The following is a 22,802-nucleotide window of genomic DNA, read 5'->3' as shown; positions in this document are numbered from 1 at the left end:
GTGTATACACCGGGTTTTAAAGGAAGCCATTTATTTGCTCGACAAAGCTCTTTAAATTCTCATAATATTAAGATTCTATGCAGTTGGACTTTGAGACAGCATCACAGGTTTCAACCCATTTAAGGTATATTATTTACGACAAAATGCTTGTTGTTTATTAACACAACCTTCAAAGACTGAAACGATCATTTGCTCCAAAATACTTTTTCATATTGTGAACAAAAGTTCTTACAGTTGAAGTTTGTTTTTGCATATTCATAAGCTTCAAGAGAAATTTTATTCATCAAAAACTTATTTGAAGCAAGTTCATTTATAACTTTACATACATTTTTTATTACCAAATCTTCACTTTCATTTTTTATAAGAAAACCATTACGCCCGTTACAAATATGCTCTGAAATACCTCCTACATCGGTGCTTATAGTTACGATGCCATGAGCCATTGCTTCCATTATGGCTAAAGGAAAACCTTCTCTGCTCGATACAAGCAACAATACGTCAGAATTATCATATATTTCTGAAATTAATTTTTCATCCGTTACTTCTCCTAAAAAATTACAATACATACTATATTGTTTTTCTATGGAGTTTCTGACGTCACCTACTAAAGTAAATTCTACTGGAATATTATTTTGATGACAAAGATGAGAAATTTTTCCAATCAGATTTACTCTCTTTTCTTCAGAACCACGGCCTACGTACAGGATTTTAAGGGTGGATTTATTATTTTTTCTTTTGATACTTTCTGGAATTCTTACACAATTTTCAATTAAAATAATCCTTTCATTCATTTTTTCGTTAATGTTATTCAAACGGTATTGATCCTTTAAATCCTTCAACGTCCGTTTATTAATTACAACTCTTTTGTCTAATCTTTCTACATAGGGGAGGCTAAAGTCTTCAATTCCGCCCCCGAAAGCGTGTATGAGATCGATACAGAAAATCTGAGGTTTCAAATGTGGAGTTAATTTGTAAAAAAGTATACTATTACATCCAAATACTACACCATTTTTATTATTATTTATAATCGTGCATAATACACCAACCCAGAAATTAATAAATATAGGGTTGTCAAAATAGTTAAAATAACCAAAATTAAATGTTTTAGCGCTTTGCGTAAATTGCTTTTTTAATGCCGAATTTTTCGATTTATTTGTAATAAATACTACAGGCTTATATTCTTTTAGGCAACGAACAATTTTAATATGAACCTTTTCGGCTCCTCCTATGTGGTAAAAAGGAAATAGGAAAAAAAATTGTGATTTGAAAAAGGGGATAAATAATAGACCTACAAGCCTGCCAGTTAGTATAAAAGCCGTTTCTGTATATAGAAATAGTTTTTTTACAGAATGTCTAATGAATGTATATAAGATATTGTTTCCCAAATAATAGGCCACCCGTGTGTAATATAAATTTAAATAAGTTTATTAGCTTTATTCTTGAGATTTGATCATGTACGTGAGTTATTGATCAATTCTGAGAAACGAGTACGATCTACAAATTTGAGGAAATCTAAAGAGATTCGCATGCTCACGGTTTTCAGTAACTCACTTACACGACCTGAGATTTTCAGCGTTAGCATATTTCACATTCTTAAGTGTGTTTCTTTTATCCGGTTAAGGATCTATTAACGTTAAAATGACTACTGCAATCGTTTATACTTTTCGATTTACATAAGAGGTTACAGAAATGGCAACAAAAATAACACATTTTTTAGATCGTATCTTAACGAATACAAATAAAGTGTATTAAACTATAGACCTTAGTATAAATTTAATCTTTTGAACAGGCGATAAACTTATTGAATTACTTAGTTTAGATTCATTAAACAAATTCCATGCATTTAAACCTAAATAAGTTGAAGCTTTACAGGCATGGTACCAATAGTGCCCAAGAACAGCCGAAAAAGCAGGTTCCGGATATATTTTCATTTCCAAATTAGTAGTTTCCAATTTTTCAAGCCAGAATCTTACCTGGAGTACAAATTTTTTATTATGATCAATCTCATAATAACTAAGTGCCTCATGAACTTCAAACTCCTTTTTTGTTGGGTTGATGCCCAGTTCTCGAATTTGAGCAAGCCTAATATTATTTGCCACTAATTTTTGTTCTTTTCGATCTGAAGTTGACTTATGTATTCTATAATGTATAAGAATTTTAGGTAGATTTGCCAGTTTAACTACTTTTGCAGCACGAACCCATAGTCCATAGTCTTCTGCATAGACTTCGTCTTGCATATAAGCGAACCCATTTTTTGAAAAAAGTTCTTTTCTCGCAATTATGCTTGGATGGGCGATTACGGTCTCGAACAGCATCCTCGACTTTATAGTTTCGTGATCACAAGGATGTTTCCAAATAGCTCCAGGGACATCGCCAACGGTTCTTACCCAGGTTCCAGAGATTCCGATTTCAGGATTATTATCCATAAATTCAACTTGTCTTTCAAATCTAGCTGGTAAACTTATATCATCTGCATCCATTCTGGCAATGTATTCACCCTTTGCGAGGGAAATACCCTTATTGAGAGAATTAACCAATCCTTGTCTTTCCTGGTAGTAAATTCTAATTCGGGAGTCATTTTGCTTATACTTGTCAAGGACATGACGTGTTTTATTGGTTGGGTCATCGCAGATAATTATAAATTCAAAATCAGAAAACGTCTGATTAAGAATACTGTCCACAGCTTCTGAGAGATAATTATCGCCTTTGTACACTGGCATGATAACTGATATTTTAGGAATGTTCTCACCCACAATTATAGATTAAAGTTTGTGCCATTTATCAGGCAATAGGTCACGAGTATCCATATCTTTTGAATTAAACCATTTTTTGGGTGCAATAACAATTTTCTCTGGATTTTCATTTAGCCAGGCTCCCCACCAGCTAAAAGAGCTATTTGCAATAATATTATGTTTACACATGCTCATTAAGTACATATCTTCATAATCTCTTGAGTAATCATTGTGCTTTACATAAATTGTGGACGCGTCGGGTTTAATATTAGAGCATGCCCATTCGGAGTCATCCGAAAAAACGAAAAAACAAGGATTATCGATCCTTTCACGGATCATATCTATGGCATTACTATAGTAATCAACCCCGCAAACTCCATGCACACTGTTAGTTTTTGAATCAGACACATAATCCCCCCTTCGCACATGAAGACTTACAGCTTCGCAATTCTTGATTCTTTCCGCGAGGTCCTGATTTGTCGAAGTAAGTAGGTTTACAACACCGAACTCTTTTCTGAGAATATTTTCAATATCCGAAAAATATTTTTCACTCTGCCAATAGCCATCAAGATAAATATTATCCGGTAATTTAAGAAAACTCTGCTGAAAACTATAGTCTTTTTCTTTTATATATTCTACTGGTTGTATGCGGGAAATATTCCATAGGACACGTTTGAAAAATTTTACCGCAGGTCTGTCCGAAGGAAATAGTATGCGAGACAGATCTGAGGAGGTGGCAAAATTCTCAATAATACCAAAACCATTGAGGTCATAATTTCTAAGTGTATAGTTTTTGAAATCCCGGATATCGAGTTTTAGTTCAGTCCTGTACTTATGTGCTAAACATCTTCCAGCTGCATACTGAAACATCTGGTTGCCAAGACCACCAATTAGTTTAACGATTATCATAGTTCCTGAATTGCTGTTATTGTTTGGAAGGTATTCAAAGATATCTGTATATAATAGTGTTAAATGTCATATAAGGTGTGAATAAATAATATATCTGAGATCTAGTTTCTTTTGATCCAATTAACTGATTTGAGGGTCATCATCTTCTTTTTCATTATATTGTGAAAGTCCTGAGTGACTAATTTCAATACTTTCAGAATGGTTTTCAATTTCCCTGTCTCAGCATTTCGGCTTTGAGAATCTACAAGTATTTTTCAATAGTTATTTCATTCGAGATGCAAGATTCAAAAAGCAAATTTTGAGTTTTAGGATGAGCTTAATCTCAATTCAGTAGAGCTGAATTAAAAACAATATGTAACAATGTGACCTCAAATTTACAGTAAGTTCATAATAATGTCGAAAGATATTGATATCTTTCAAGATACCTCTACCTGAAGTCGAGAGGACTTCATTAAATTAATTACTTATTCTAAACTTTATCTAAACGTGCATAAGATTTTCTGCAATTGTACTATCGCTTCTAAAATCTGAGGGGGGAATTGAATTCCTAGTTCTTTAATTTCGCCGACAGATCTAACTTTGTATTTATATAGCAGGTTCCAGAAAAAAACGAAATTTCTAAAATCAATTATTGGATATTTTTTAATTTTATCATATAGATAAAACCATTCAAATAACTCTATATTTTTGTCGTTTTGGCATTCACTTGTGACTTGATGAGGTGCACCGTCAGTAGTGCATACTAACGGATTGGAACAAAAAATGAAGTTTTTGTTATCTTTTAGAACGCTAATATAAAAATCAATATCAACAACCCACTTTAATCTGATATCAAATCTTTTGTTCAATTTGCTTCTATATATAGTAGCACTTGGAGCACCGACGATATTTTTGGGGAACAAATAGTTAGAGCTAGATCTCAATTTACTTAATTGTTTTTCTGTAGGAAGATGTAGATATTTTACTTTTTGGTCTGGACCACAAACTAAAGATGAACAAAAAGCAAAATCTGCATTTGGATTCTCATCCAGCATTTTTACAAATTCAATCAAACTGTTTTTGTCTGGAAACCAATCATCGTGATGTAAAATTTTAATGTATTCACCAGAAGCAAGCCTAATTGCTTCGTTCCAGTTTTCAGGCGAGCCTTTTCTTTCTTTATTTCTATAGTATTTTAACTTTATATTAGGTTGGAATTCTTTTACGACATGTTCCACTGACTCATCAGGAGAATCATCCGTTATGATTACTTCATAGTCATCAAATGATTGAACAAAAACCGACTGTAGAGCTCTACGAAAAAAATCAGGTTGTTTGTAAGTAGGGATACATATCGAAACTTTTGGATGGGACAAAACTAAGACCTCACAATTTATTACGCTGTTAACATGCATCAGTTTCATCAATATCTGTGAGTTAGGGGAATTCCATTGAGTTGTTAATTTTTACTGTTCCTTCTTGATTTTTACTTTTCGGAGTAACTTAATTGCCCCAAACTTTTTGAAAATATAACTGATCGCAGGACTCTTATTTTTGTCTCCAAAATATCTTTTGTCGGTTGTCACTTGTTCTTTAGTTAGTACCAAGAGAAATTGATATGTCGATGCCAATTCATCTTTAAATATATTGGAAAGGTAACACAAATTAAATCCAAACTTCTCTAAGTCAAGTTCTCCATTAAATATATTTCTCTGAAGGAAATAAAGTTTTTCAATGTTCATATTTAGATTAGAAATCATCATCTCTATGGTTTTTAGGGTGAAAAAACGCAAATGAGTCTTTTCCAGAATTCCAGAGTCAACATAATTGAATTCGCCGTTTAACAAGGAAATTCTTACAGCCCCAAATGCAACATTTGGAACAGATAATATTATTTTAGTCTTTTTCGAAAGGTCTGAACATAAATCTAGCAAAAAACTCAGAGGATCATTAATGTGTTCAATCACATCAGCCATAATAATAAAATCATAATCTTCTTGAAGTATTATTTCCTTGAAATTTTGAGCAAATCCACAATAAAAGTTCCGATAGTTTTTTTTTGCAAGGCTGGATGCATATGGATTCGGTTCAATTCCATCAACAATTATCTTACTATGATTTTTCAATAAGACAAGCGCGAGCAGACCGTTCCCAGCACCGATATCTAAAACTTTAGAACCATCCGGAATTAGATGAGATATCCTGTTCAACGGATTAATTTCATCTTTAAGAATATTTTCTATAATTTCGGGATTAATATCATATGTATTATCTGCTCTATTAAACATCCTATACCTCAAAGTCAGAATTAATTAAATAGAATTATCAAATGCAATATAATCAAACTTATAGGGAAAATTTAGAAACCCATGATCCTTTGTTCTATTAATAGAAAAAGATGTGTCATTTTCATATATCTCAAAATAGGTACAATGCCCTACATAATCTAAAGTGTCCAACTGGTAACCAATTGATGCACTTATTAAATACTTCCCTGGAATAAGCGGTATACTAAAAAGACGACAACTAACTTCAAGTTTTTCACCTTTAGTAATAATTTCTTTATTTTCCCATGATGAAACACATGTAAAAAGTCTTTGTCCTTCAAAAGAATCTATACCAAACCCTACAGTTAGTTTTTTATTATTTTGATATTCTGGCTCAACAATTGCTTCTAAATTCAAAAAGACTATTTCACTTGAAGTTATTTTATTCGTTTTTTCATTTCGTTCGGTACTTATCCAAACATTGTTTATTTTTATTCCCCCAGAACCTCCCCTTTTGGCACAGTTCTCAACAGAGAGAGGAATATCTACAATATTATTATAATATGAAATTGTTTTACTGATTTCACCTTGATAGGAAATACTTCCTGAATCTAATAATATCCCCTTACTACATAGGCTGGAAACCGCATCCAGATTATGACTGACAAACAGCACCGTCCGCCCCCCCTCGGCCACCTCACTCATTTTCCCTAAACACTTTTTCTGGAAGGACGCATCTCCTACAGCAAGCACCTCGTCCACCACAAGAATCTCAGGGTCGAGATTCGCCGCAACCGAAAAGGCAAGTCGAACCTGCATCCCGCTTGAATACCGTTTAACTGGTGTGTCCAGAAACTTTTCGACGCCTGAGAACTTCACGATCTCGTCAAACTTCTCATCGATCTCTCTCTTCTTCATGCCTAGAATAGAACCGTTAAAATAGATGTTCTCCCTACCTGAAAGCTCAGGGTGGAAACCGGTGCCGACCTCCAGAAGGCTACCGACTCGGCCACGCATTATGACCTCACCTTCTGTCGGGGAAGTAATACGTGAGAGGATTTTAAGAAGTGTACTCTTACCTGCACCGTTCCTGCCGATGATACCAACGACTTCTCCGCGCTCAACCTCGAAATTCACGTCCTTGAGTGCCCAGAAAATATCATTTTGTCTGCGGCAGTCCTTTAGCGTCTTTAAAGGATGCCTCACAGCAGAGGTAAGACTTTCAGAGAGGGTCTTGTACGTCGTGTCCACACCGATGCTGTACTGTTTAGAGAGATGTTTTACTTCAATTATCGGTTCTTCTTTTTTTGACGCCATAATTAAATCAAATCCGCAAAGTACTTTTCTGTACGCTTGAGGTACAGTATTCCGCTCACAAAGATCACTATCGTTAACATTACCGAAATTCCAAGGCCGACAAAATCCACAGGAATATGACCCAGCAAACAGGCACGGTGAGCACCTATTAAACCTGTCATAGGATTCAGGTATAGCAACCACTGCAGGTTTTCCCCCACAATATTTGCAGGGTAGATCACCGGGGATACAAAAAGAAGAAGCTGGATAAAGAATGGAAGAACGAACTTCACATCCCTGTACTTTACACAGATGGATGAGAGCCAGTAGCCTATACCTGAAGCAAGTAAGAATGTCATTAACACAATAAACGGCAACAGGAGTATTGTAATACCGGGTACAAAACGGTAGTATATCATCATCACTACGAGAATGCTCATAGCAATTCCATAATCAACAAGGCCTGAAAGACATGGGGCAGTCGGTATGAATATCCTAGGCATATAGACCTTTGAGAGAAGGGAGGCATTATCAACAAGGCTGTTGCTTGATTGGGAAAGAGCATTCGAAAAATAAGTCCAGAGGAGAAGACCGGAGTATGAAAATAGCGGGTAAGGCACTCCGTCTGAGGGCATCTGTGCTAGCCCGCTGAAGATCAGGGTGAAGACTATCATCGTAAAAAAAGGCTGCAACAATGCCCAGGATGCACCCAGAATAGTCTGCTTGTACCTGATCTTGATTTCCCTCAGGGCAAGAAAGAAAAGAAGCTCCCTGTATTCCTTCAGTTCCTGCCAGTTAAGATCCAGAAGCCCGTATTTCGGGCGGATCACCAGTTCGTAATCAGTTGCATGCTCAGTCATAGAAGAACACATTTACCTGTTTTTAGCTGCGGCCTCATTCTATTCCATTACCCAGCCAGTATATTTCGCAAACCCTTTATTTGATTTGACTTTGATACCACTCATAAGTTTGTTCAATCCCATCTTTCAATGAGATTTTAGCTTTCCATCCAAGTGAACTCAATTTTGTAATATCAAGCAGTTTCTGCGGAGTACCGTCAGGTTTTGAAAGATCTTTTTTAAGTTCACCTTCAAACCCAACAATTTCTTTGATCAATGCGGCTAATTCGCCTATCGTAATATCTTTCCCTACCCCGATATTGACAAATTCTCCGATGTCATGTGCATTAAAGTTTTCCATCAAATAAACACAGGCATCAGCCATATCATCGACATGCAGAAATTCCCTGAATGGTTTTCCTGTACCCCATATCACAACTTCAGATTCGTTATTTACCTTGGATTCATGAAACTTCCTGATCAGCGCAGGCATCACATGCGAAGTCTCAAGGTTAAAATTATCATTCGGGCCGTAAAGGTTAGTCGGCATTACTGAGATGAAATTAGTCCCATATTGCTGGTTGTAATGTTTGCAGAGCCTGATTCCTGCGATCTTTGCAACTGCATAGGCTTCATTTGTTTCTTCCAGGGGACCGGTTAATAGGTATTCTTCTTTTAAGGGCTGGGTAGCAAGTTTGGGATAAATGCAGGAGGAGCCGAGAAAAAGAAGTTTTTTTACGCCGTATTTGTACGAAGCATGAATGATATTTGCTTCGATCATAAGATTTTCATAGATAAATTCGGCTGGGTAGGTATTATTGGCAAGAATTCCACCGACTTTTGCGGCGGCTAAAAAGACATACTCTGGCTTTTCCTGTTCGAAAAATTCATTGACTGCCTGCTGGTTTGTCAGGTCAAGCTCTCGATGGGTGCGGAAAATGAGATTGTTGTAGCCTTTTGACTCAAGCTTTCTTTTAAGGGCTGAACCTACAAGGCCTCTGTGACCAGCTAAGTAAATTTTTGACCTTTTATCCATATAACCACCTTTACTTCATTCAAAAGAGTGATTTTGCTCTACAGCCTTTTCGTCGGCTTTTATCATAATTTTTACCAGCTCTTCCAATTTTACTTTAGGTTCCCAGCCAAGTTTTTCCTTTGCTTTAGAGGGGTCTCCAATTAGTAAGTCTACTTCTGTAGGCCTATAGTACCTTGGATCTATTTCTACCAGGATTTTGCCTGTACCGGAATCGATTCCTATTTCTTCACTATCTCTGCCTTTCCACAAAATTTCGATTCCTACTTCCTTAAATGCTAATTCCGTAAACTCCCTTACCGAGTGAGTTTCTCCTGTCGCGATTACGTAATCTTCGGGAGATTCCTGCTGGAGAATCAGCCACATTGCTTCCACATAGTCTTTTGCAAATCCCCAATCTCTTTTTGCATCAAGATTTCCAAGGTAAAGCTTCTCCTGCAATCCATACTTTATTTTTGTGGCAGCCATCGTAATTTTTCTGGTAACGAATGTCTCCCCCCGGATAGGAGATTCGTGGTTGAATAAAATACCATTACATGCAAAAATATCGTAAGCTTCCCGGTAGTTGACCGTAATCCAGTATGCGTACAGTTTAGCTATTGCGTACGGACTTCTCGGATAAAAGGGAGTTGTTTCTTTCTGGGGAATTTCCTGGACTTTTCCATAAAGTTCACTGGTTGAAGCCTGGTAAAATTTTGTTTTTTTCTCAAGACCCAGAATTCTAATGGCTTCCAGAAGGCGCAGTGTCCCCAGCCCATCGGAATTTGCCGTATATTCCGGAGTTTCGAAGGATACCTGGACATGGCTCTGAGCTGCCAGATTGTAAATTTCATCCGGCTGGGTTTCCTGTATTATGCGTATAAGATTGGTAGAATCCGTAAGGTCGCCATAATGCATGAAAAAATTTACGTTTCTTTCATGAGGGTCTTTATAAAGATGATCGATCCTTGCAGTATTAAATGAAGAGGATCTCCGCTTTATACCATGTACAGTATATCCCTTATTAAGAAGAAATTCAGCTAAGTAGGCCCCATCCTGGCCTGTTATTCCGGTAATTAGTGCAACTTTCTTCATGCTATTTCCCTGATATTGACACTTAATACAAAGCTCAAACATAAAAATATTATCAAGATTTGATTCAAACTTCAGCTCCGGAATATTTTTCAGTTTCTCCCGTATACATCATCAAACCTGATAATATCTGCTTCGTCCACAAGTTCTCCTAGTTGCACTTCAATAATCTCAAGCGGAATTTTCCCGGGATTGGACAACCTGTGTCTCTCTCCTGCGCTGATAAAAGTACTTTCTCCAGGTCTCAGGAAAAACTGCTGTCCGCTCACTTCCACACACGCCATGCCTTTTACGACCACCCAGTGTTCACTTCTGTGGTAATGAAGCTGGAGGCTTAACTTATGATCCGGAAGCACAGTGATATTTTTGATTTTATGCTCGGGAGAGGCTTCAAGTAAGGTGTACGAACCCCAGGGCCTGTAGACTGTCTGCCCTATATACGCTCTTTCATCTTTCCTGACTTTAAGCTCTGTGACAATTTCCTTTACCTTCTGGCTGCTGGATTTGGGGCAGATTAACAGAGCATCGCTGGTATCGACAATGACCATGTCCTTAACATCGATGAGTGAAACAATTTTACCGCACTTTGAATATACGAGATTTCCAGCAGAGTTAAGCATCAAAGGATCACATTCGTGGATTGCGTTTCCTACGGAGTCTTTTTCGAACTCATCGTAGATTGCCTCAAAATTTCCCAGGTCGCTCCATTTCTGGTCCAGCTTTACAACTGCTACTCTATCTGACTTTTCCATAATTCCATAGTCAATGGAAATCCTCTCCACCTCTGCATAAATCTCATTAATATCCTTTCCGTTCTCAAAACAGGCGAAAACAGACGGTGTGTGTTTCTTAACTTCCTCAAAGAAAAGCCCTGTCTCGAAAAGAAACATACCGCTATTCCAGAGGCAGCCTTCTTGAATGTATTTTTCCGCAGTTTCCAAATCCGGCTTTTCTCTAAAGTCCGAAACTCTGTAACCCGGTCCACAGACTTCCGAGATTTTAATATAACCGTATCCGGTATGAGGAAAAACAGGTACAACTCCGAAGGTGACCAGATAATCCGAAGTCAGCTTTTCAGCCGAAGAAATCGTCTTCATTGCAGCTATGTCAAGGACGTGATCTGAAGAGAATACTCCTACTATGGATTTTCCAAATTTCTTTTCAATCTCTTTCATTCCGAAGAAGATTGCTGGAAGTGTATTCTTGCCTTCTGGCTCAATTAAAACATTCTCTGCAGGGATCGAGTACCCGATTTCCTTGATCTGTCCGATTACGAAAAATTTCTGAGCTTCGTTCGTTACAACAAAAATTTCTGAAATATCAGAAACTTCAAGACACCGGAGAACGGTTTCCTGGAAAAGAGACGTACTGCCAAACTTTAAAAATTGCTTGGGATACATTTCCCGGCTTAGAGGCCAGAGTCGCGTTCCTGAGCCACCTGCAAGAATTATCGATTTTATGCGTGCCATCTCCTTTTAGATAGGTAAAACGAATGTAATCTTAAAAGTCTTGTTCAGGGCGTATAAGATCAATTTTGAAATAAAGAGGTTATAAATACGCTGAAAAACACAAGATTAAAGAATATATAAAGAACGTTATTAAATAATCTTTGCCCAATAAAGTGTTGAAGTCAGAAAGTATTAATTTAGGATCCGTATCTTCAAATTCATTTTTATTGACATGATTATTCAACCTATGTTTTTAATTAAAAATCAAAGGTACAGTAACTGTGCTCCAGCAAATAAGAGAGGATGGTAAACCTGGTTCCATCTGCAAGGGCTTTAGAAAATCTCACTTTATTCTCAAGCATAATTATATTGATATGCGTATATATCAATGTAAAAGTTGCGAAAACAATAGCGAAAATAAAGAGACAAGAAAATAGAAGAGAATAGAAAAGAATAGAAGAAAATAGAAGAAAATCACTAATTTCAAACTTTTTTATGATGCCTCACCGTGGATGCCGAAAAAGATTCAGGGCTTTATCTCTTTTTCTCAAAAAGGCTTTTTTCTTCCTCATCGTATATATCACAGCTTACGAGAGGTTTTTTCCTGCTGTCGCGCTTTTTTTCATCGGATCAGAAGATTCTATATCAGCTTTCTGCACCATGAACAACTTCTTCCAGAACGACTTCCATATTCCGGATTTTCAATTCATTGCGGCCAAAAAAAATAAAAAAATAATAGATTAAAAATAATAGATTATTTGCAGGTATCAAGGAGCGATCTCTTCTTGCCGCCACGCGCTTCGGTCGGATGGATTGGATCGACGTCAGCTACGTCTTCCCCTTCTTCTTTCTCTAATTTTTCTCCCTTTTGACCTTCTCTTCTTTCTTCCGGCATTTATTTAACCTCCATATATAGCGTGTAAAACTTATTTCCGTTACGTTTTCATCTTAATCTGGCTGCCAGAAAGAAATTATCCCGCCCTCCATAACATTATATACTAGACGAATATCCCTTTCCGGCAAAGGTTTTAAGCTTTCAAGTTCAGATGTGGCTATAAGATCTGGTTATGAAATCGGGTTATAAGATGTGGCTATCGTTTGTACTATCTCTGCTTTATCCCCCCTTTCCACGAATCCAACTCCGGATTGAACCTCGTCGAGGGTTTACCCCTAAATTTATTATACCCACTAGATTTATAAAATTATTGTAACCATGGTCAAAAAGTTGAAGAATACTCAGGCTCTTTTTAAAATAGGAGTGTCGAAAGAGCTGGCATTTAGAATATAACAAAAAATGATCCAGACAGACAAAATCATTAAAATTATTTGGGAGAATATATATCCAATTAATCAGTATAAGGAGAACGCCCAGGAGGAAAAGCCCGGGAGTAAAAAACCCGTGCAAATCCGCTATATCAAAATTTACCTATTCATTTGCTCAAAAACACGCTTTTACTAAGGAAAATGTGATCCTATGGCATATAAAATACTGAAAAAGGAAGAAATCGCTCCGTCGGTGCACAGGATGGTCATAGATGCCCCTGACGTGGCAAAAGCTGCGAAAGCCGGACAGTTCATAATCCTCAGAATTGATGAAAGGGGGGAGAGGATTCCCCTCACAATTACCGATTTTGAAAAAGAGACAGGCACGGTAACCGTGGTATTCCAGGAGATGGGCAAGACTACAAAACAGCTTGCAAAGCTTTCCGCAGGGGAATCTCTGGAAGATTTTGTCGGACCGCTTGGGACTCCTGCCGATATCAGGAAACTCGGCACCGTTATTCTTGTAGGAGGAGGAGTAGGAGTTGCCCCTATTTACCCCCAGGCAAAAGCTTATACTAAAGAAGGCAACCGGGTAATTTCCATTATAGGAGCCCGAAACAAAGATCTTCTGATCCTTGAAGACGAAATGGGAAAAGCCAGTACCGAACTGTATATCGCAACCGATGACGGGTCAAAAGGACATCACGGATTTGTGACCGATATCATGAAAAGGATTCTGGACAGCGGCGAAAAGGTTTCAAGGGTTGTAATAATCGGACCACCAATCATGATGAAGGTCGGGGCTGGAGTAGCTTCCCCCTATGATGTTGAAATCCTGGTCAGTCTTAATTCCATTATGGTGGACGGGACCGGCATGTGCGGGGGCTGCAGGGTTACAGTTGACGGAAAAACGAAATTTACCTGCGTTGACGGGCCTGAATTTGACGCACGGAAGGTTGACTTTATAGAACTCATGAACAGGCTTGCAATTTACCGCGGCGAAGAGACAAAAGCCGTGGAAAAGTATGAAGAAGAATGCAGATGCGGACTGCACTGAAAGGAGGGGATGAAAAATGCAAGAATTACACGATGAAAAAACCGGAAAAGCAAAGAAAGAAAGAACCCCCATGCCCGAACAGCCTGCTGACGTTCGCAGAATGAATTTTAACGAAGTAACTCTCGGCTACAGGAAAGAAGACGCTCTTGCCGAGGCCTCCCGCTGTCTCTCCTGCAAAGACCCTAAGTGTGTCGAAGGCTGCCCTGTGAATGTGGATATTCCGGGTTTTATCAAGCTGGTCTGCGAGGGAGATTTTGCAGGAGCGATCGAGAAGATTAAAGGCACAAATGCCCTTCCTGCGATCTGCGGCCGCGTCTGCCCTCAGGAAACTCAGTGCGAAGCTCTCTGCGTACTCGGAAAGAAAGGACAGCCTGTGGCTATCGGCAGGCTCGAACGTTTCTGTGCCGATTATGAGCACCAGAAAGGCGTAAAGGTTCCTGAAATCCCAGAGCCCACGGGAAAGACAGTAGCTGTTGTAGGCTCAGGGCCTGCAGGTCTTACTGCCGCAGCAGACCTCGCAAAGCTAGGCCATAAAGTGACAATTTTTGAGTCCCTGCATAAAGCAGGCGGGGTGCTGAGTTACGGCATCCCCGAGTTCAGGCTGCCAAAAGAAATTGTGCGGCAGGAAGTCGAATATATTAAGCAGCTCGGGGTCGAGTTCAGGCCCAACTATATAATCGGCAGAATCAAAACCTTAGACGAGCTCTGTGATGAGTTCGACGCTGTTTTCCTGGGCACGGGCGCAGGCCTCCCAAGCTTTATGGGAATCCCGGGAGAAAACTTCAACGGCGTATATTCCGCAAACGAGTTCCTGACCCGCGTAAATCTCATGAAAGCTTATGACCCTCTCTATGAAACCAGAGTCAGGCGCGGGAATCACGTTGTCGTGGTTGGAGGCGGAAACGTAGCAATGGACTCTGCCCGCTCTGCTCTCCGCCTGGGTGCCAAAGAGGTTAATATAGTCTACCGCCGCGGGGAAGACGAAATGCCAGCCCGCAGGGAAGAAATCGAGCACGCTAAAGAAGAAGGCATAATTTTCAGGCTCCTTACAAACCCTGTCCGCATCCTCGGCGACGAGAAGTTCAATGTTACAGCCGTCGAATGCGTCAAAATGGAACTTGGCGAGCCCGACAAATCCGGTCGAAGAAGCCCTGTCCCTGTAGATGGCTCGGAATTTACAATCCCTGCAGATGTTGTGGTTATTGCAATCGGCACTTCTCCGAACCCGATTATTTTCAAAGGTTCGGAAGGTCTTGAGCAGAACAACAGGGGCACTGTAGTTGCAGACGAGGAAACCGGGGCAACATCCAAGTGCGGAGTCTTTGCTGGAGGAGATGTGGTTACAGGTGCAGCAACCGTGATCAGTGCAATGGGTGCAGGTAAAAAAGCAGCAAAGGCAATTGACGAATATTTAAAAGAAAAATGAAACCGGAATATTCTGGTTTCCACTTTATTTTATCAGTGAGAATTAAATCTTATAATGTTCAACTTTTTCGAGACCTGTCCCATATTTTGGATTGTATTCCTGGTACTCCCACTCTTTAAAATAAAGCTTGTATATATCAATCAAAAAATCATGCACCCCATTGAATAACTCCATTGCTTTTTTTTGATAATAAGACTGTTTTGCAAGAGACCGAATTGCAGGAATTTCTGAAACAGGAAGAAATTTTGGTTTGCCCTTACCGGATTTTATATCATTCATAAATTTATCCATGTTTTCTGCAGAAATTTTACTTTCAAACTTGATGGGCCAAACTTGCATGCAAATTCCCTTCACAATGTCAGCTTCATCTGCATGTTGATAGGCAGCGTAACAAAAGTTCTGTAAATTCCCATTGCCTATCTGTTTCTTATACCTAGGACTTACGCACTTCAGATTCAAAATCAAGCACAGTAGCCATCAGATTTAGAATTTGAATTTCAGGAAGTTGTAAGCCTACTGCAGTTGATTTGGTACTTCAAGTGCGTAAGTCCTAATACCTTTTTTTGCATTTGATAACGGGGTTATCGAAGGGAAAATACAGCTCTTCAAAATATTAAGCCTTCTGATCACGGTTTTTTAAAACCATTACATAGTCTTTGGAATGACATTAAACAAAAACACATAGCAAGTGTTAGCCGATATCGATATTTTCAATTGAGTTAACAAAACTTGGTCAAAAATGAAGGAAATTTCTGAAATTGGGGCACTTACATGAATTAACTGATTTCCACCCGAAGGAAAGGTAAAATCTTATCGGATATATAAGTTCAGTATCATAAATGAGATTGATTTTCATACGAATAGTGTTTTGAGTAGAAAATCTCATTTTTGAACTTAAACCTTTAATTTCCCTCAAAAGTTACTTTGGTATGTTTCCAATGGAACATTTTAATGTAAGCATATTTTAGACAGGTAGCATGCTGAATTTTTTGCAACGGAACCATATATACCAAGTTTAATATATAAAATAGGCATTGGTACTTAACAATAGTTATCTATTATGAGACACTATATTTCGGCATGGACTGCCCAAGATGTAAGAAGTGCCACTCACAAAAAGAACGGTCTAGTTGATGGCCGTCAACGCTATAAATGCCATGATTGTGGATATAACTATTCAGTAGAGATAAAATCAACTGCTAGCTCTGCTTCTGTTAAAAGACAGGCTTTGCAACTCTATCTTGAAAGATTAGGATTTCGCTCAATAGGACGGTTTTTAGGGGTAAGTCATGTTTCTGTCCAAAAATGGATAAAGAAGTTTGGTCAGGAGTTAGAGGAACTAAAAAGCGAAAATGAGATATCTATTGTTGAAATGGATGAAATGCATACTTACATCGGTAACAAAAAAAATATTGCTGGATCTGGATTGCTGTTGATAGAGTTGGGAAAAAGTTCATCAACTGCTCTTTTGGTAGTAGAGGAACGGAAACTGGGAAACAACTCTGGGAAAAATTAGAGAAAAAAGAGATTGAAAAAGTGATGACTGATCATTGGAAGGCATATGCAGAGTTTCTTCCAGAAAAGATTCACACTCAATCAAAAGCAGAAACGTATACTGTTGAAGGATATAACAGCATATTGAGGCACTTTCTGGCAAGGTTGAGAAGAAAGACAAAGTGTTATACTAAGGAATGATTCAAATATAATGTCAAGGATTTTTGTTACCATGAATGATTATTTGGGGAAGTGAAACTATAGAGCAATTCCCGAACTTAAAATTTGAAGTTATATGTTTATTATTCCTAAGAGTCTTGAAATGCTAAAGTATTCTGTTCTTCTATTAATGAAATTCAGAAATAAAGAGCTAACTATGTTTGGTTAACAACACCATAAAATAAACTAACTATAATAGGAACACCATTTATTTATTTTAAAAGTTAAATAAATAGCATTCGTGATAGTATAAATATCTTCTATGCAAATTCTCTAACAATCGAAGATTAGTAATAATTATAAACTTAAAACAGTAGCCTCTTTAAATTCAAGGGAGTATTTTCTAAATAAATAAATAATTTGTAATGTTATTGCTTATTTCAAACACCATTATAGTTTTCTGAATATGTTTTTTAAAACTTAGTCAAGTTTTTTAAGTTTTATATCATATGAAAATTTACTTCTTTACCTATACGATTGAAACTAATTCTGAAAGACTGTGAAAAGTAGTGAATTTAAAAATTTCTCAACATGGATTTATAAATCATCAAATGGAAGTAGTTTATGGAGTTCAAATTGAGTTTGCAATACACATTGAACTCCATAAGCCAAAGGCAAGAAATAGATGACTTTAGACCTACTTTAAAGTTTGTTTCTTGCCTCTTTAACAAAATTTTAGAGGTGAAATAATTGAAATTAAGTAGCAAAACTCTAAAAATTAGCGGGCTTTCTATGATAATACTCGTTATAGGTATGATACTAGTAACGCCTGTGTTAGCATGTCCAGCTGGAACAAAAACGCAGATATCTGTAAATTGTCCAAACTGCTCTAATGGTCTGAAATACATTACAACGATTGCGAAGTTGGATTCTAATGAAATTAATAATTATTTGCCAGTTGTTTCAAAAGATGCGAGGGTAGAGAAACTAACAAAAGAATTGACATCAAGAGGATATAAGCTAAATACAAAAGATACAACAGGGATGAATGTAACTTTAGCAAATGATAGCCTTTTGCCAGGAGTAATAAAAGAACTAATAATACCATTTACAAGCACAGATAATTCTCAGGTTGGGATTCTTGCTGGGATAAAAGATAATAAAATTATCAAAGTTCAAGCAATAATTACCCATAGAGATGAGGATCTATTCCCGACATCCGTTGACGCATTAACTGTAAAAGGAAATAATATCGAAACTGAAACTGTTACTACAGATAGCGTACTTGGTGTTGGAGCTAAAGATAGAATAAATTCCGCATTTACTATAGCTTCCACGAGTCCCCTTGGTAATGTAATTAAAGCAACAACTTCAAGTGTAACGTGCAGTGGATGCATGGCTTTATGGGATTGGGCATGTGCTATTGGCTGTGGTGTTGGTATGTACGGTCTATGCTTAGCAGCAGGATTAGCATCCGGCATTGGTGGACTTGCATGTGTAGTAGTTGCAAGTGCAGTGTGCTATGGAGTAGGCCAATGGGGATGTGGTATGGATGATTATACTTCATGTGTACTTTTAGGTTATTGCTAACATTTAGAAGATTACAATAAAAAACATTTTTTTTTTCATTGTAATCTTCTACACTGAGAAAATATTTATTAAATAAATTACTGAAAGGAATATTTATTAGAACTCACATTACGCAGTATTTTTTAGAAAATCAATAATTTTCCTGATAACGTTCTTGAAATATGTTAAAAATAATTGATACTTGGGGAACTTGGTGAAAATTAAATGATATCGATTTTTGGTCTCTATAATACATCTTATAGTTGACTTCTGCATAAAAGTACAAAAATTAATGTTAAGACGAAAATCGATAACAGGAAAAATTATGAAAATACTAAATTTACTGCAGAAAGTGTATTGGAATTATGCAATGCATTGTGTCCATAATAGTGATTCTCATGAGAAAGACTTTACATATTATGAGCTTACTAACAGTTATTTGTTTTATTTTTATACCGAATGCCTATGCAAATCCAGTCACAATCCAATATTTTCATCAAAAAGGTTGCCCTGATTGTGAAGTAACCGATCCAATTGTTGATCGAATAGAAACTCAATATAATAATAGCAGTGTTGTTATATCAAAAATTGAAACCAGTACTGCTGATGGTTTCAACCAATGGAACAAATATGGTTTTGTTGAAGTTCCAGCTATTGTGATAAATAACGAAACAAAAATTCCCAAAAAAAAGATTACTGAAGAAAGGCTAAGGGTATCAATTAACGAATATCTAGCGAATGAAAAAAAAGCTATCAATCACACTACAGAAAATATAAAGAGAGGCGAACAAAACAATGGGTATATAAATATAAACCTGAATTTGCCATTTGCCTATTCACTTGGTTTTCTTGCAGGTTTATCACCGTGTCTAATGGCTATACTGGGGTTTCTGTTAAGCTTCACTGCAGGAACTAGCAGTAGCACAAAAAATGGTATGTTACGTGCAATGGTATTTGGACTAGGACTGGTGAGTTCTTATATAGTTTTAGGTCTATGTTTGCTCTCTTTTAGAAAATCAATTCCTAGTTTAGAAAGTTTTTCTTACATTACAGGCATAATTATAATTCTTATTGGATTAAACCTTCTGGAAATCTTAAAATCACCTGTTGCTCTGGAGAACTATTTCCGAAACTCTGTTAGGAGATATGCGAGTACTTTTGGTGGAATTTTTTTCCTTGGGATATTATTTTCGTTTGTAAAAGTTCCTTGTACTACTCCAATGCTCCTTGTGTTGCTCAATAAAACGATCACGAGTGGAACGGTAAATAATCTAATCCTGTTGCTTTCTTTCAGTGCTGGAGTATTGACACCTTTTATTGGAATTGGCTTGATAGGAGGCTATACTCTATCTAAACAAATTCGTTCATATAAAATATACTTGAAAAAAATCAGTGGATTTATGCTTATATTACTTGGTTTATGGATAATGCTTTAAACTCAATTTTAAAAGATACTTCAATAATTGCTAATGTTTCCAGGCTTATGATTTTTACAATATATTTAAAGAAAAAATTACCTGTTGAGGGATGAGTAATATGATAACAACGAAAAAATTTAGATCAATATTTGTGCTAACTTTCATAGTTGTAATCCTTTATGCTTCAGGTTGCACGGAAAAAAACCTAAGTGCAGAAGAAATTACATCCCATATACTAGATAAAGAAAACAGCACTCAAGATTTTTCACATACAATGCACACGACCTCCTATATCGGAGAAAAAACTGAGGAAATTGAATATAAAACTATGTTTAAAAAGCCTAATATGTTTAAAAGTATTTCAACAAAAATCGGTGAACAAAATCAAACAGTCAGTGTTTCAGATGGGAAATTCCTGTGGATTTATATCCCAGATACAAATATGGTCACAAAAATAACGCTTTCCAAAGTCCCCGAATCTACGAGAAATGATTATGTCAATATTATTGAAGAATTTCTGAATGATACAAACATAACACTACTTGGGGTGGAAAATATAGATGGAAGAACCACTTATCTGCTGGAAACAACTCCAAAAGAAACAGATGGAGATAACAAGTTGACATATAAGACAAAAATATGGGTAGATCAGGAAACATGGATGCCTCTTAAGTCTGAAATTTATAATGGCACTGGGAATCTGACAATGAAATTAGAGATTCGAGACCTTAAAGTTAACACAGGAATCCCAGATTCTGAATTTAAATTCGAGGTTCCAAAAGGCGCAAAAATATTGGATGTGGGGGAAACTAACCCCAAACAATTGCTTTGAGCAATTTTCTTGGCTGACACCTAAAAAGGTAGAAATGTACCAGCGGAGTAAAGGGAAACTTTTACGCTCCGTTCGTCGGGAGAGGGAAAGCGGACAACCACTTTCTCTTATCTATTGAGATAGCTTAGGATTGAAATTCCCCTCATGCGTCTTCGGTTAAGTGAGGAATCATGATAAATTGTATTCATTCCCATTGCAAGGTTTAAAAACCAAGTAATTAACTGGCGAATTCCATCTTCCTGATCGACAAGATAATCTTTTATGAGTGAGAATAAATTAACCATTGACTCTGCATCCTGTTTTGTTGTGGTGAAAAGAAAAGGATACAGAGTCAATCATATTTTACAGAACTTTCGGTACACTGCCGGAGCGCCGACAATACCTGAATAATTACAAAAATATATGAAAACTGATGGGCTGGTGTGTCTTAACGCCAAAGCAAATGAAGCTAAACGGCACATTAGCCTTGAAAAAGGTGGATATATGAAAAATCTGGGATGGCTTGGAAAAGAAAGTACTCGAATTCTCCTGCCTGCTATTTTTATTACGTTTATGTATCTCCTGATACTTCGTCAGATAGGCATAAACCTGATCTTTTTACTTGCTGGATTTTTCATTGCCCTAATTTACTTTGCATTTTGCTGGGAAACTCAAATGCAAAAATATGATGACCTGGTAAAGCAACCAGTCATTGACTATTCAAATGAGAAAATAGGTATTGTATTCATAATTATATTTTTGTTTTATTTTTTCCTTCGTATCATTGTTGGTAAAGAACTAGCTTGGCAAGCAATACTTTCGCTCAATGTGGGTTTACTTATCTATATTTGGCTTAGTTATTTCCAAATAAAATATTGGGAGAAAATGAATCATAAAACCATTTATTTTGACAAAAAATACGGAAGATGGAAAAAATCGTATGTTATAATCGAGAGAAAATAAAAATCTGTTAATATTGGGGGTAAGTAACCCAGGGGAATTTCATTGGTCATTGGTTAAGGAATTTTCTTGCCTGAAGGCTATCGATTTTACATCAGAAATTGGCCTCAAATTTTAGCCTGTTTACCTAAAATCGATACCCTGTTCCAGTTCAAAGTCTATCTAAATTTTGAACATATGTTATGGGAATGAATCCAATTTGTAATGATTCCTCACTTAACCGAAGACGCATGAAAAGTATTTTGTAATTTTTCAGAAATCTGAAACTTTTAGAATATCCATAGGTTATACCATGAAACCTATGGTGCAAGTGTAAGGCTGAGGGGGTTTTTCGGATTTTGTAGAGTTTCAATTAGAATGATTGACATAAAAATATATTAAAAATGTTAAATTCGCCCAAAAGATACAAAGATATAAGATGAACCATTACTTTCACTCCGCGAAGTTCTCACTTATATTCAACTGGAAGAAATTAATAAACAATATTAGATAGTATAAATAAAAAATAAAATATATAAAAACAATCACGCAAATTTTCAAAATAAGTTAGAAAGTTATATATTAGTAGAAATGTATAAAAATCTAGTAAAGTTAGATTTACAAGAGATTAATTAAATTATCTAGAAACGATTTTATACTTACATTTTATCCTTAATTTTGTATTTAAATCAGCTACCGATAGTAATTTCGTTTAGGATTAAACCGAATTAAAACAATAGATGTATATACAAGTACACAAAAACGTACACGTATATAAAATATAATATAATAGGGGAAGATAGATGTCTGCAGAGAGAGCACTGTGTAGGGTTTTTGAGGTATTAAAAGTTGGAAAACCAAATATGTCTGAGTTTGACAATCGACTTAAGTATCAAAAAATAATTTATCTACTTCAATCATTCACGGGGCTTTCACTTGGTTATGGATTTAAGTGGTATTTAAAAGGCCCTTATTCTTCCCCACTTGCACATTCATTATATTTCATCGAAGGCAATCCCTCCATTTATACAGAAGGTCAGGATATCGTGTTTAAGCAAAATGATGAAGTGATAAGAAAACTTCAAAATTTTA

Annotated in this window: 19 protein-coding genes and 2 pseudogenes; 8 read left to right on the top strand and 13 right to left on the bottom strand. The window is 36.7% G+C overall.

Translation table 11 applies throughout. The features are described from left to right. Positions 1–185: 185 nt before the first annotated feature. From RG963_RS11450 to RG963_RS11400, 11 genes are all read right to left on the bottom strand, one after another. Positions 186–1,385, bottom strand: a complete 1,200-nt coding sequence (locus tag RG963_RS11450; protein ID WP_310576411.1) for a glycosyltransferase family 4 protein — start codon at positions 1,383–1,385, stop codon at positions 186–188. Positions 1,386–1,748: 363 nt separating this feature from the next. After that, the gene (locus RG963_RS11445) at positions 1,749–2,753 is read right to left on the bottom strand and encodes a glycosyltransferase family 2 protein (RefSeq protein WP_310576410.1); all 1,005 of its coding nucleotides are present in this window, start codon (positions 2,751–2,753) and stop codon (positions 1,749–1,751) included. A gap of 9 nt (positions 2,754–2,762) precedes the next feature. After that, on the bottom strand, positions 2,763–3,641 hold the full coding sequence (locus RG963_RS11440; RefSeq protein ID WP_310576409.1) for an alpha-1,2-fucosyltransferase: 879 nt from the start codon (positions 3,639–3,641) through the stop codon (positions 2,763–2,765). 476 nt (positions 3,642–4,117) lie between these two features. Next, on the bottom strand, positions 4,118–4,996 hold the full coding sequence (locus RG963_RS11435) for a glycosyltransferase family 2 protein (RefSeq protein WP_310576408.1): 879 nt from the start codon (positions 4,994–4,996) through the stop codon (positions 4,118–4,120). 90 nt (positions 4,997–5,086) lie between these two features. Beyond that, positions 5,087–5,908 (bottom strand): class I SAM-dependent methyltransferase, encoded by an 822-nt coding sequence (locus tag RG963_RS11430; protein WP_310576407.1) that lies wholly within the window; start codon positions 5,906–5,908, stop codon positions 5,087–5,089. Positions 5,909–5,932: 24 nt separating this feature from the next. Next, on the bottom strand, positions 5,933–7,204 hold the full coding sequence (locus RG963_RS11425; protein ID WP_310576406.1) for an ABC transporter ATP-binding protein: 1,272 nt from the start codon (positions 7,202–7,204) through the stop codon (positions 5,933–5,935). A 2-nt stretch (positions 7,205–7,206) separates the two neighbouring features. Beyond that, on the bottom strand, positions 7,207–8,043 hold the full coding sequence (locus RG963_RS11420) for an ABC transporter permease (RefSeq protein WP_310576405.1): 837 nt from the start codon (positions 8,041–8,043) through the stop codon (positions 7,207–7,209). A gap of 76 nt (positions 8,044–8,119) precedes the next feature. Then, complete coding sequence (gene fcl / locus RG963_RS11415) at positions 8,120–9,058, bottom strand: GDP-L-fucose synthase (RefSeq protein WP_310576404.1); 939 nt, start codon at positions 9,056–9,058, stop codon at positions 8,120–8,122. A gap of 15 nt (positions 9,059–9,073) precedes the next feature. Continuing rightward, the gene (gmd, locus tag RG963_RS11410) at positions 9,074–10,129 is read right to left on the bottom strand and encodes a GDP-mannose 4,6-dehydratase (RefSeq protein ID WP_310576403.1); all 1,056 of its coding nucleotides are present in this window, start codon (positions 10,127–10,129) and stop codon (positions 9,074–9,076) included. A gap of 89 nt (positions 10,130–10,218) precedes the next feature. Further along, entirely contained in the window at positions 10,219–11,595 is a 1,377-nt protein-coding gene (locus RG963_RS11405) for a mannose-1-phosphate guanylyltransferase/mannose-6-phosphate isomerase (protein ID WP_310576402.1), read from the bottom strand. A gap of 733 nt (positions 11,596–12,328) precedes the next feature. Further along, complete coding sequence (locus RG963_RS11400) at positions 12,329–12,469, bottom strand: hypothetical protein (protein ID WP_310576401.1); 141 nt, start codon at positions 12,467–12,469, stop codon at positions 12,329–12,331. A gap of 579 nt (positions 12,470–13,048) precedes the next feature. Between RG963_RS11400 and RG963_RS11395 the strand changes: the two genes are divergently transcribed. Together RG963_RS11395 and gltA are read left to right on the top strand one after the other, a co-directional pair. After that, on the top strand, positions 13,049–13,894 hold the full coding sequence (locus tag RG963_RS11395) for a sulfide/dihydroorotate dehydrogenase-like FAD/NAD-binding protein (protein ID WP_310576400.1): 846 nt from the start codon (positions 13,049–13,051) through the stop codon (positions 13,892–13,894). Positions 13,895–13,910: 16 nt separating this feature from the next. Beyond that, on the top strand, positions 13,911–15,320 hold the full coding sequence (gene gltA, locus RG963_RS11390) for an NADPH-dependent glutamate synthase (RefSeq protein WP_310576399.1): 1,410 nt from the start codon (positions 13,911–13,913) through the stop codon (positions 15,318–15,320). 42 nt (positions 15,321–15,362) lie between these two features. On the opposite strand, the gene RG963_RS11385 is transcribed toward gltA, so the two are convergent. Further along, positions 15,363–15,659 carry a hypothetical protein gene (locus tag RG963_RS11385; protein ID WP_310576398.1) on the bottom strand — a complete coding sequence of 99 codons (297 nt, stop codon included), beginning with the start codon at positions 15,657–15,659 and terminating at the stop codon, positions 15,363–15,365. 741 nt (positions 15,660–16,400) lie between these two features. Between RG963_RS11385 and RG963_RS11380 the strand changes: the two are divergent. The 4 genes and pseudogenes from RG963_RS11380 to RG963_RS11360 all read left to right on the top strand — a co-directional run. After that, a pseudogene (locus RG963_RS11380) lies at positions 16,401–17,009 on the top strand (IS1 family transposase); the annotation flags it as partial. A 756-nt stretch (positions 17,010–17,765) separates the two neighbouring features. Further along, positions 17,766–18,563, top strand: a complete 798-nt coding sequence (locus RG963_RS11370) for a halocin C8-like domain-containing protein (protein ID WP_310576397.1) — start codon at positions 17,766–17,768, stop codon at positions 18,561–18,563. A gap of 398 nt (positions 18,564–18,961) precedes the next feature. After that, on the top strand, positions 18,962–19,978 hold the full coding sequence (locus RG963_RS11365; RefSeq protein WP_310576396.1) for a cytochrome c biogenesis CcdA family protein: 1,017 nt from the start codon (positions 18,962–18,964) through the stop codon (positions 19,976–19,978). A gap of 100 nt (positions 19,979–20,078) precedes the next feature. After that, complete coding sequence (locus RG963_RS11360; protein WP_310576395.1) at positions 20,079–20,792, top strand: LolA family protein; 714 nt, start codon at positions 20,079–20,081, stop codon at positions 20,790–20,792. Positions 20,793–20,983: 191 nt separating this feature from the next. Here RG963_RS11360 and RG963_RS11355 read toward each other — a convergent pair. Then, positions 20,984–21,127, bottom strand: a pseudogene (locus RG963_RS11355) (IS256 family transposase); the annotation flags it as partial. Between the two features lie 67 nt (positions 21,128–21,194). On the opposite strand from RG963_RS11355, the gene RG963_RS11350 reads away from it, so the two are divergent. Next, positions 21,195–21,734 (top strand): DUF1673 family protein, encoded by a 540-nt coding sequence (locus RG963_RS11350; protein ID WP_310576394.1) that lies wholly within the window; start codon positions 21,195–21,197, stop codon positions 21,732–21,734. Between the two features lie 779 nt (positions 21,735–22,513). Further along, positions 22,514–22,802: hypothetical protein (locus RG963_RS11345; protein WP_310576393.1), on the top strand; the 289-nt coding region annotated here is incomplete at its 3' end.

Origin of the sequence: Methanosarcina baikalica, from assembly GCF_031461075.1 — an archaeon.
Lineage (GTDB): Archaea > Halobacteriota > Methanosarcinia > Methanosarcinales > Methanosarcinaceae > Methanosarcina > Methanosarcina baikalica.
This window is presented reverse-complemented; position numbering and strand designations above follow the sequence as displayed.

What these genes read in the sequence shown, in the direction of transcription:
- RG963_RS11440 (WP_310576409.1), bottom strand. Translation starts at nt 3,641, where the DNA reads ATGATAATCGTTAAACTAATTGGTGGTCTTGGCAACCAGATGTTTCAG.
- RG963_RS11430 (WP_310576407.1), bottom strand. Translation starts at nt 5,908, where the DNA reads ATGTTTAATAGAGCAGATAATACATATGATATTAATCCCGAAATTATA.
- RG963_RS11425 (WP_310576406.1), bottom strand. Translation starts at nt 7,204, where the DNA reads ATGGCGTCAAAAAAAGAAGAACCGATAATTGAAGTAAAACATCTCTCT.
- RG963_RS11420 (WP_310576405.1), bottom strand. Translation starts at nt 8,043, where the DNA reads ATGACTGAGCATGCAACTGATTACGAACTGGTGATCCGCCCGAAATAC.
- fcl (WP_310576404.1), bottom strand. Translation starts at nt 9,058, where the DNA reads ATGGATAAAAGGTCAAAAATTTACTTAGCTGGTCACAGAGGCCTTGTA.
- gmd (WP_310576403.1), bottom strand. Translation starts at nt 10,129, where the DNA reads ATGAAGAAAGTTGCACTAATTACCGGAATAACAGGCCAGGATGGGGCC.
- RG963_RS11405 (WP_310576402.1), bottom strand. Translation starts at nt 11,595, where the DNA reads ATGGCACGCATAAAATCGATAATTCTTGCAGGTGGCTCAGGAACGCGA.
- RG963_RS11400 (WP_310576401.1), bottom strand. Translation starts at nt 12,469, where the DNA reads ATGCCGGAAGAAAGAAGAGAAGGTCAAAAGGGAGAAAAATTAGAGAAA.
- RG963_RS11395 (WP_310576400.1), top strand. Translation starts at nt 13,049, where the DNA reads ATGGCATATAAAATACTGAAAAAGGAAGAAATCGCTCCGTCGGTGCAC.
- gltA (WP_310576399.1), top strand. Translation starts at nt 13,911, where the DNA reads ATGCAAGAATTACACGATGAAAAAACCGGAAAAGCAAAGAAAGAAAGA.
- RG963_RS11385 (WP_310576398.1), bottom strand. Translation starts at nt 15,659, where the DNA reads ATGCAAGTTTGGCCCATCAAGTTTGAAAGTAAAATTTCTGCAGAAAAC.
- RG963_RS11370 (WP_310576397.1), top strand. Translation starts at nt 17,766, where the DNA reads ATGATAATACTCGTTATAGGTATGATACTAGTAACGCCTGTGTTAGCA.
- RG963_RS11365 (WP_310576396.1), top strand. Translation starts at nt 18,962, where the DNA reads ATGAGCTTACTAACAGTTATTTGTTTTATTTTTATACCGAATGCCTAT.
- RG963_RS11360 (WP_310576395.1), top strand. Translation starts at nt 20,079, where the DNA reads ATGATAACAACGAAAAAATTTAGATCAATATTTGTGCTAACTTTCATA.
- RG963_RS11350 (WP_310576394.1), top strand. Translation starts at nt 21,195, where the DNA reads ATGAAAACTGATGGGCTGGTGTGTCTTAACGCCAAAGCAAATGAAGCT.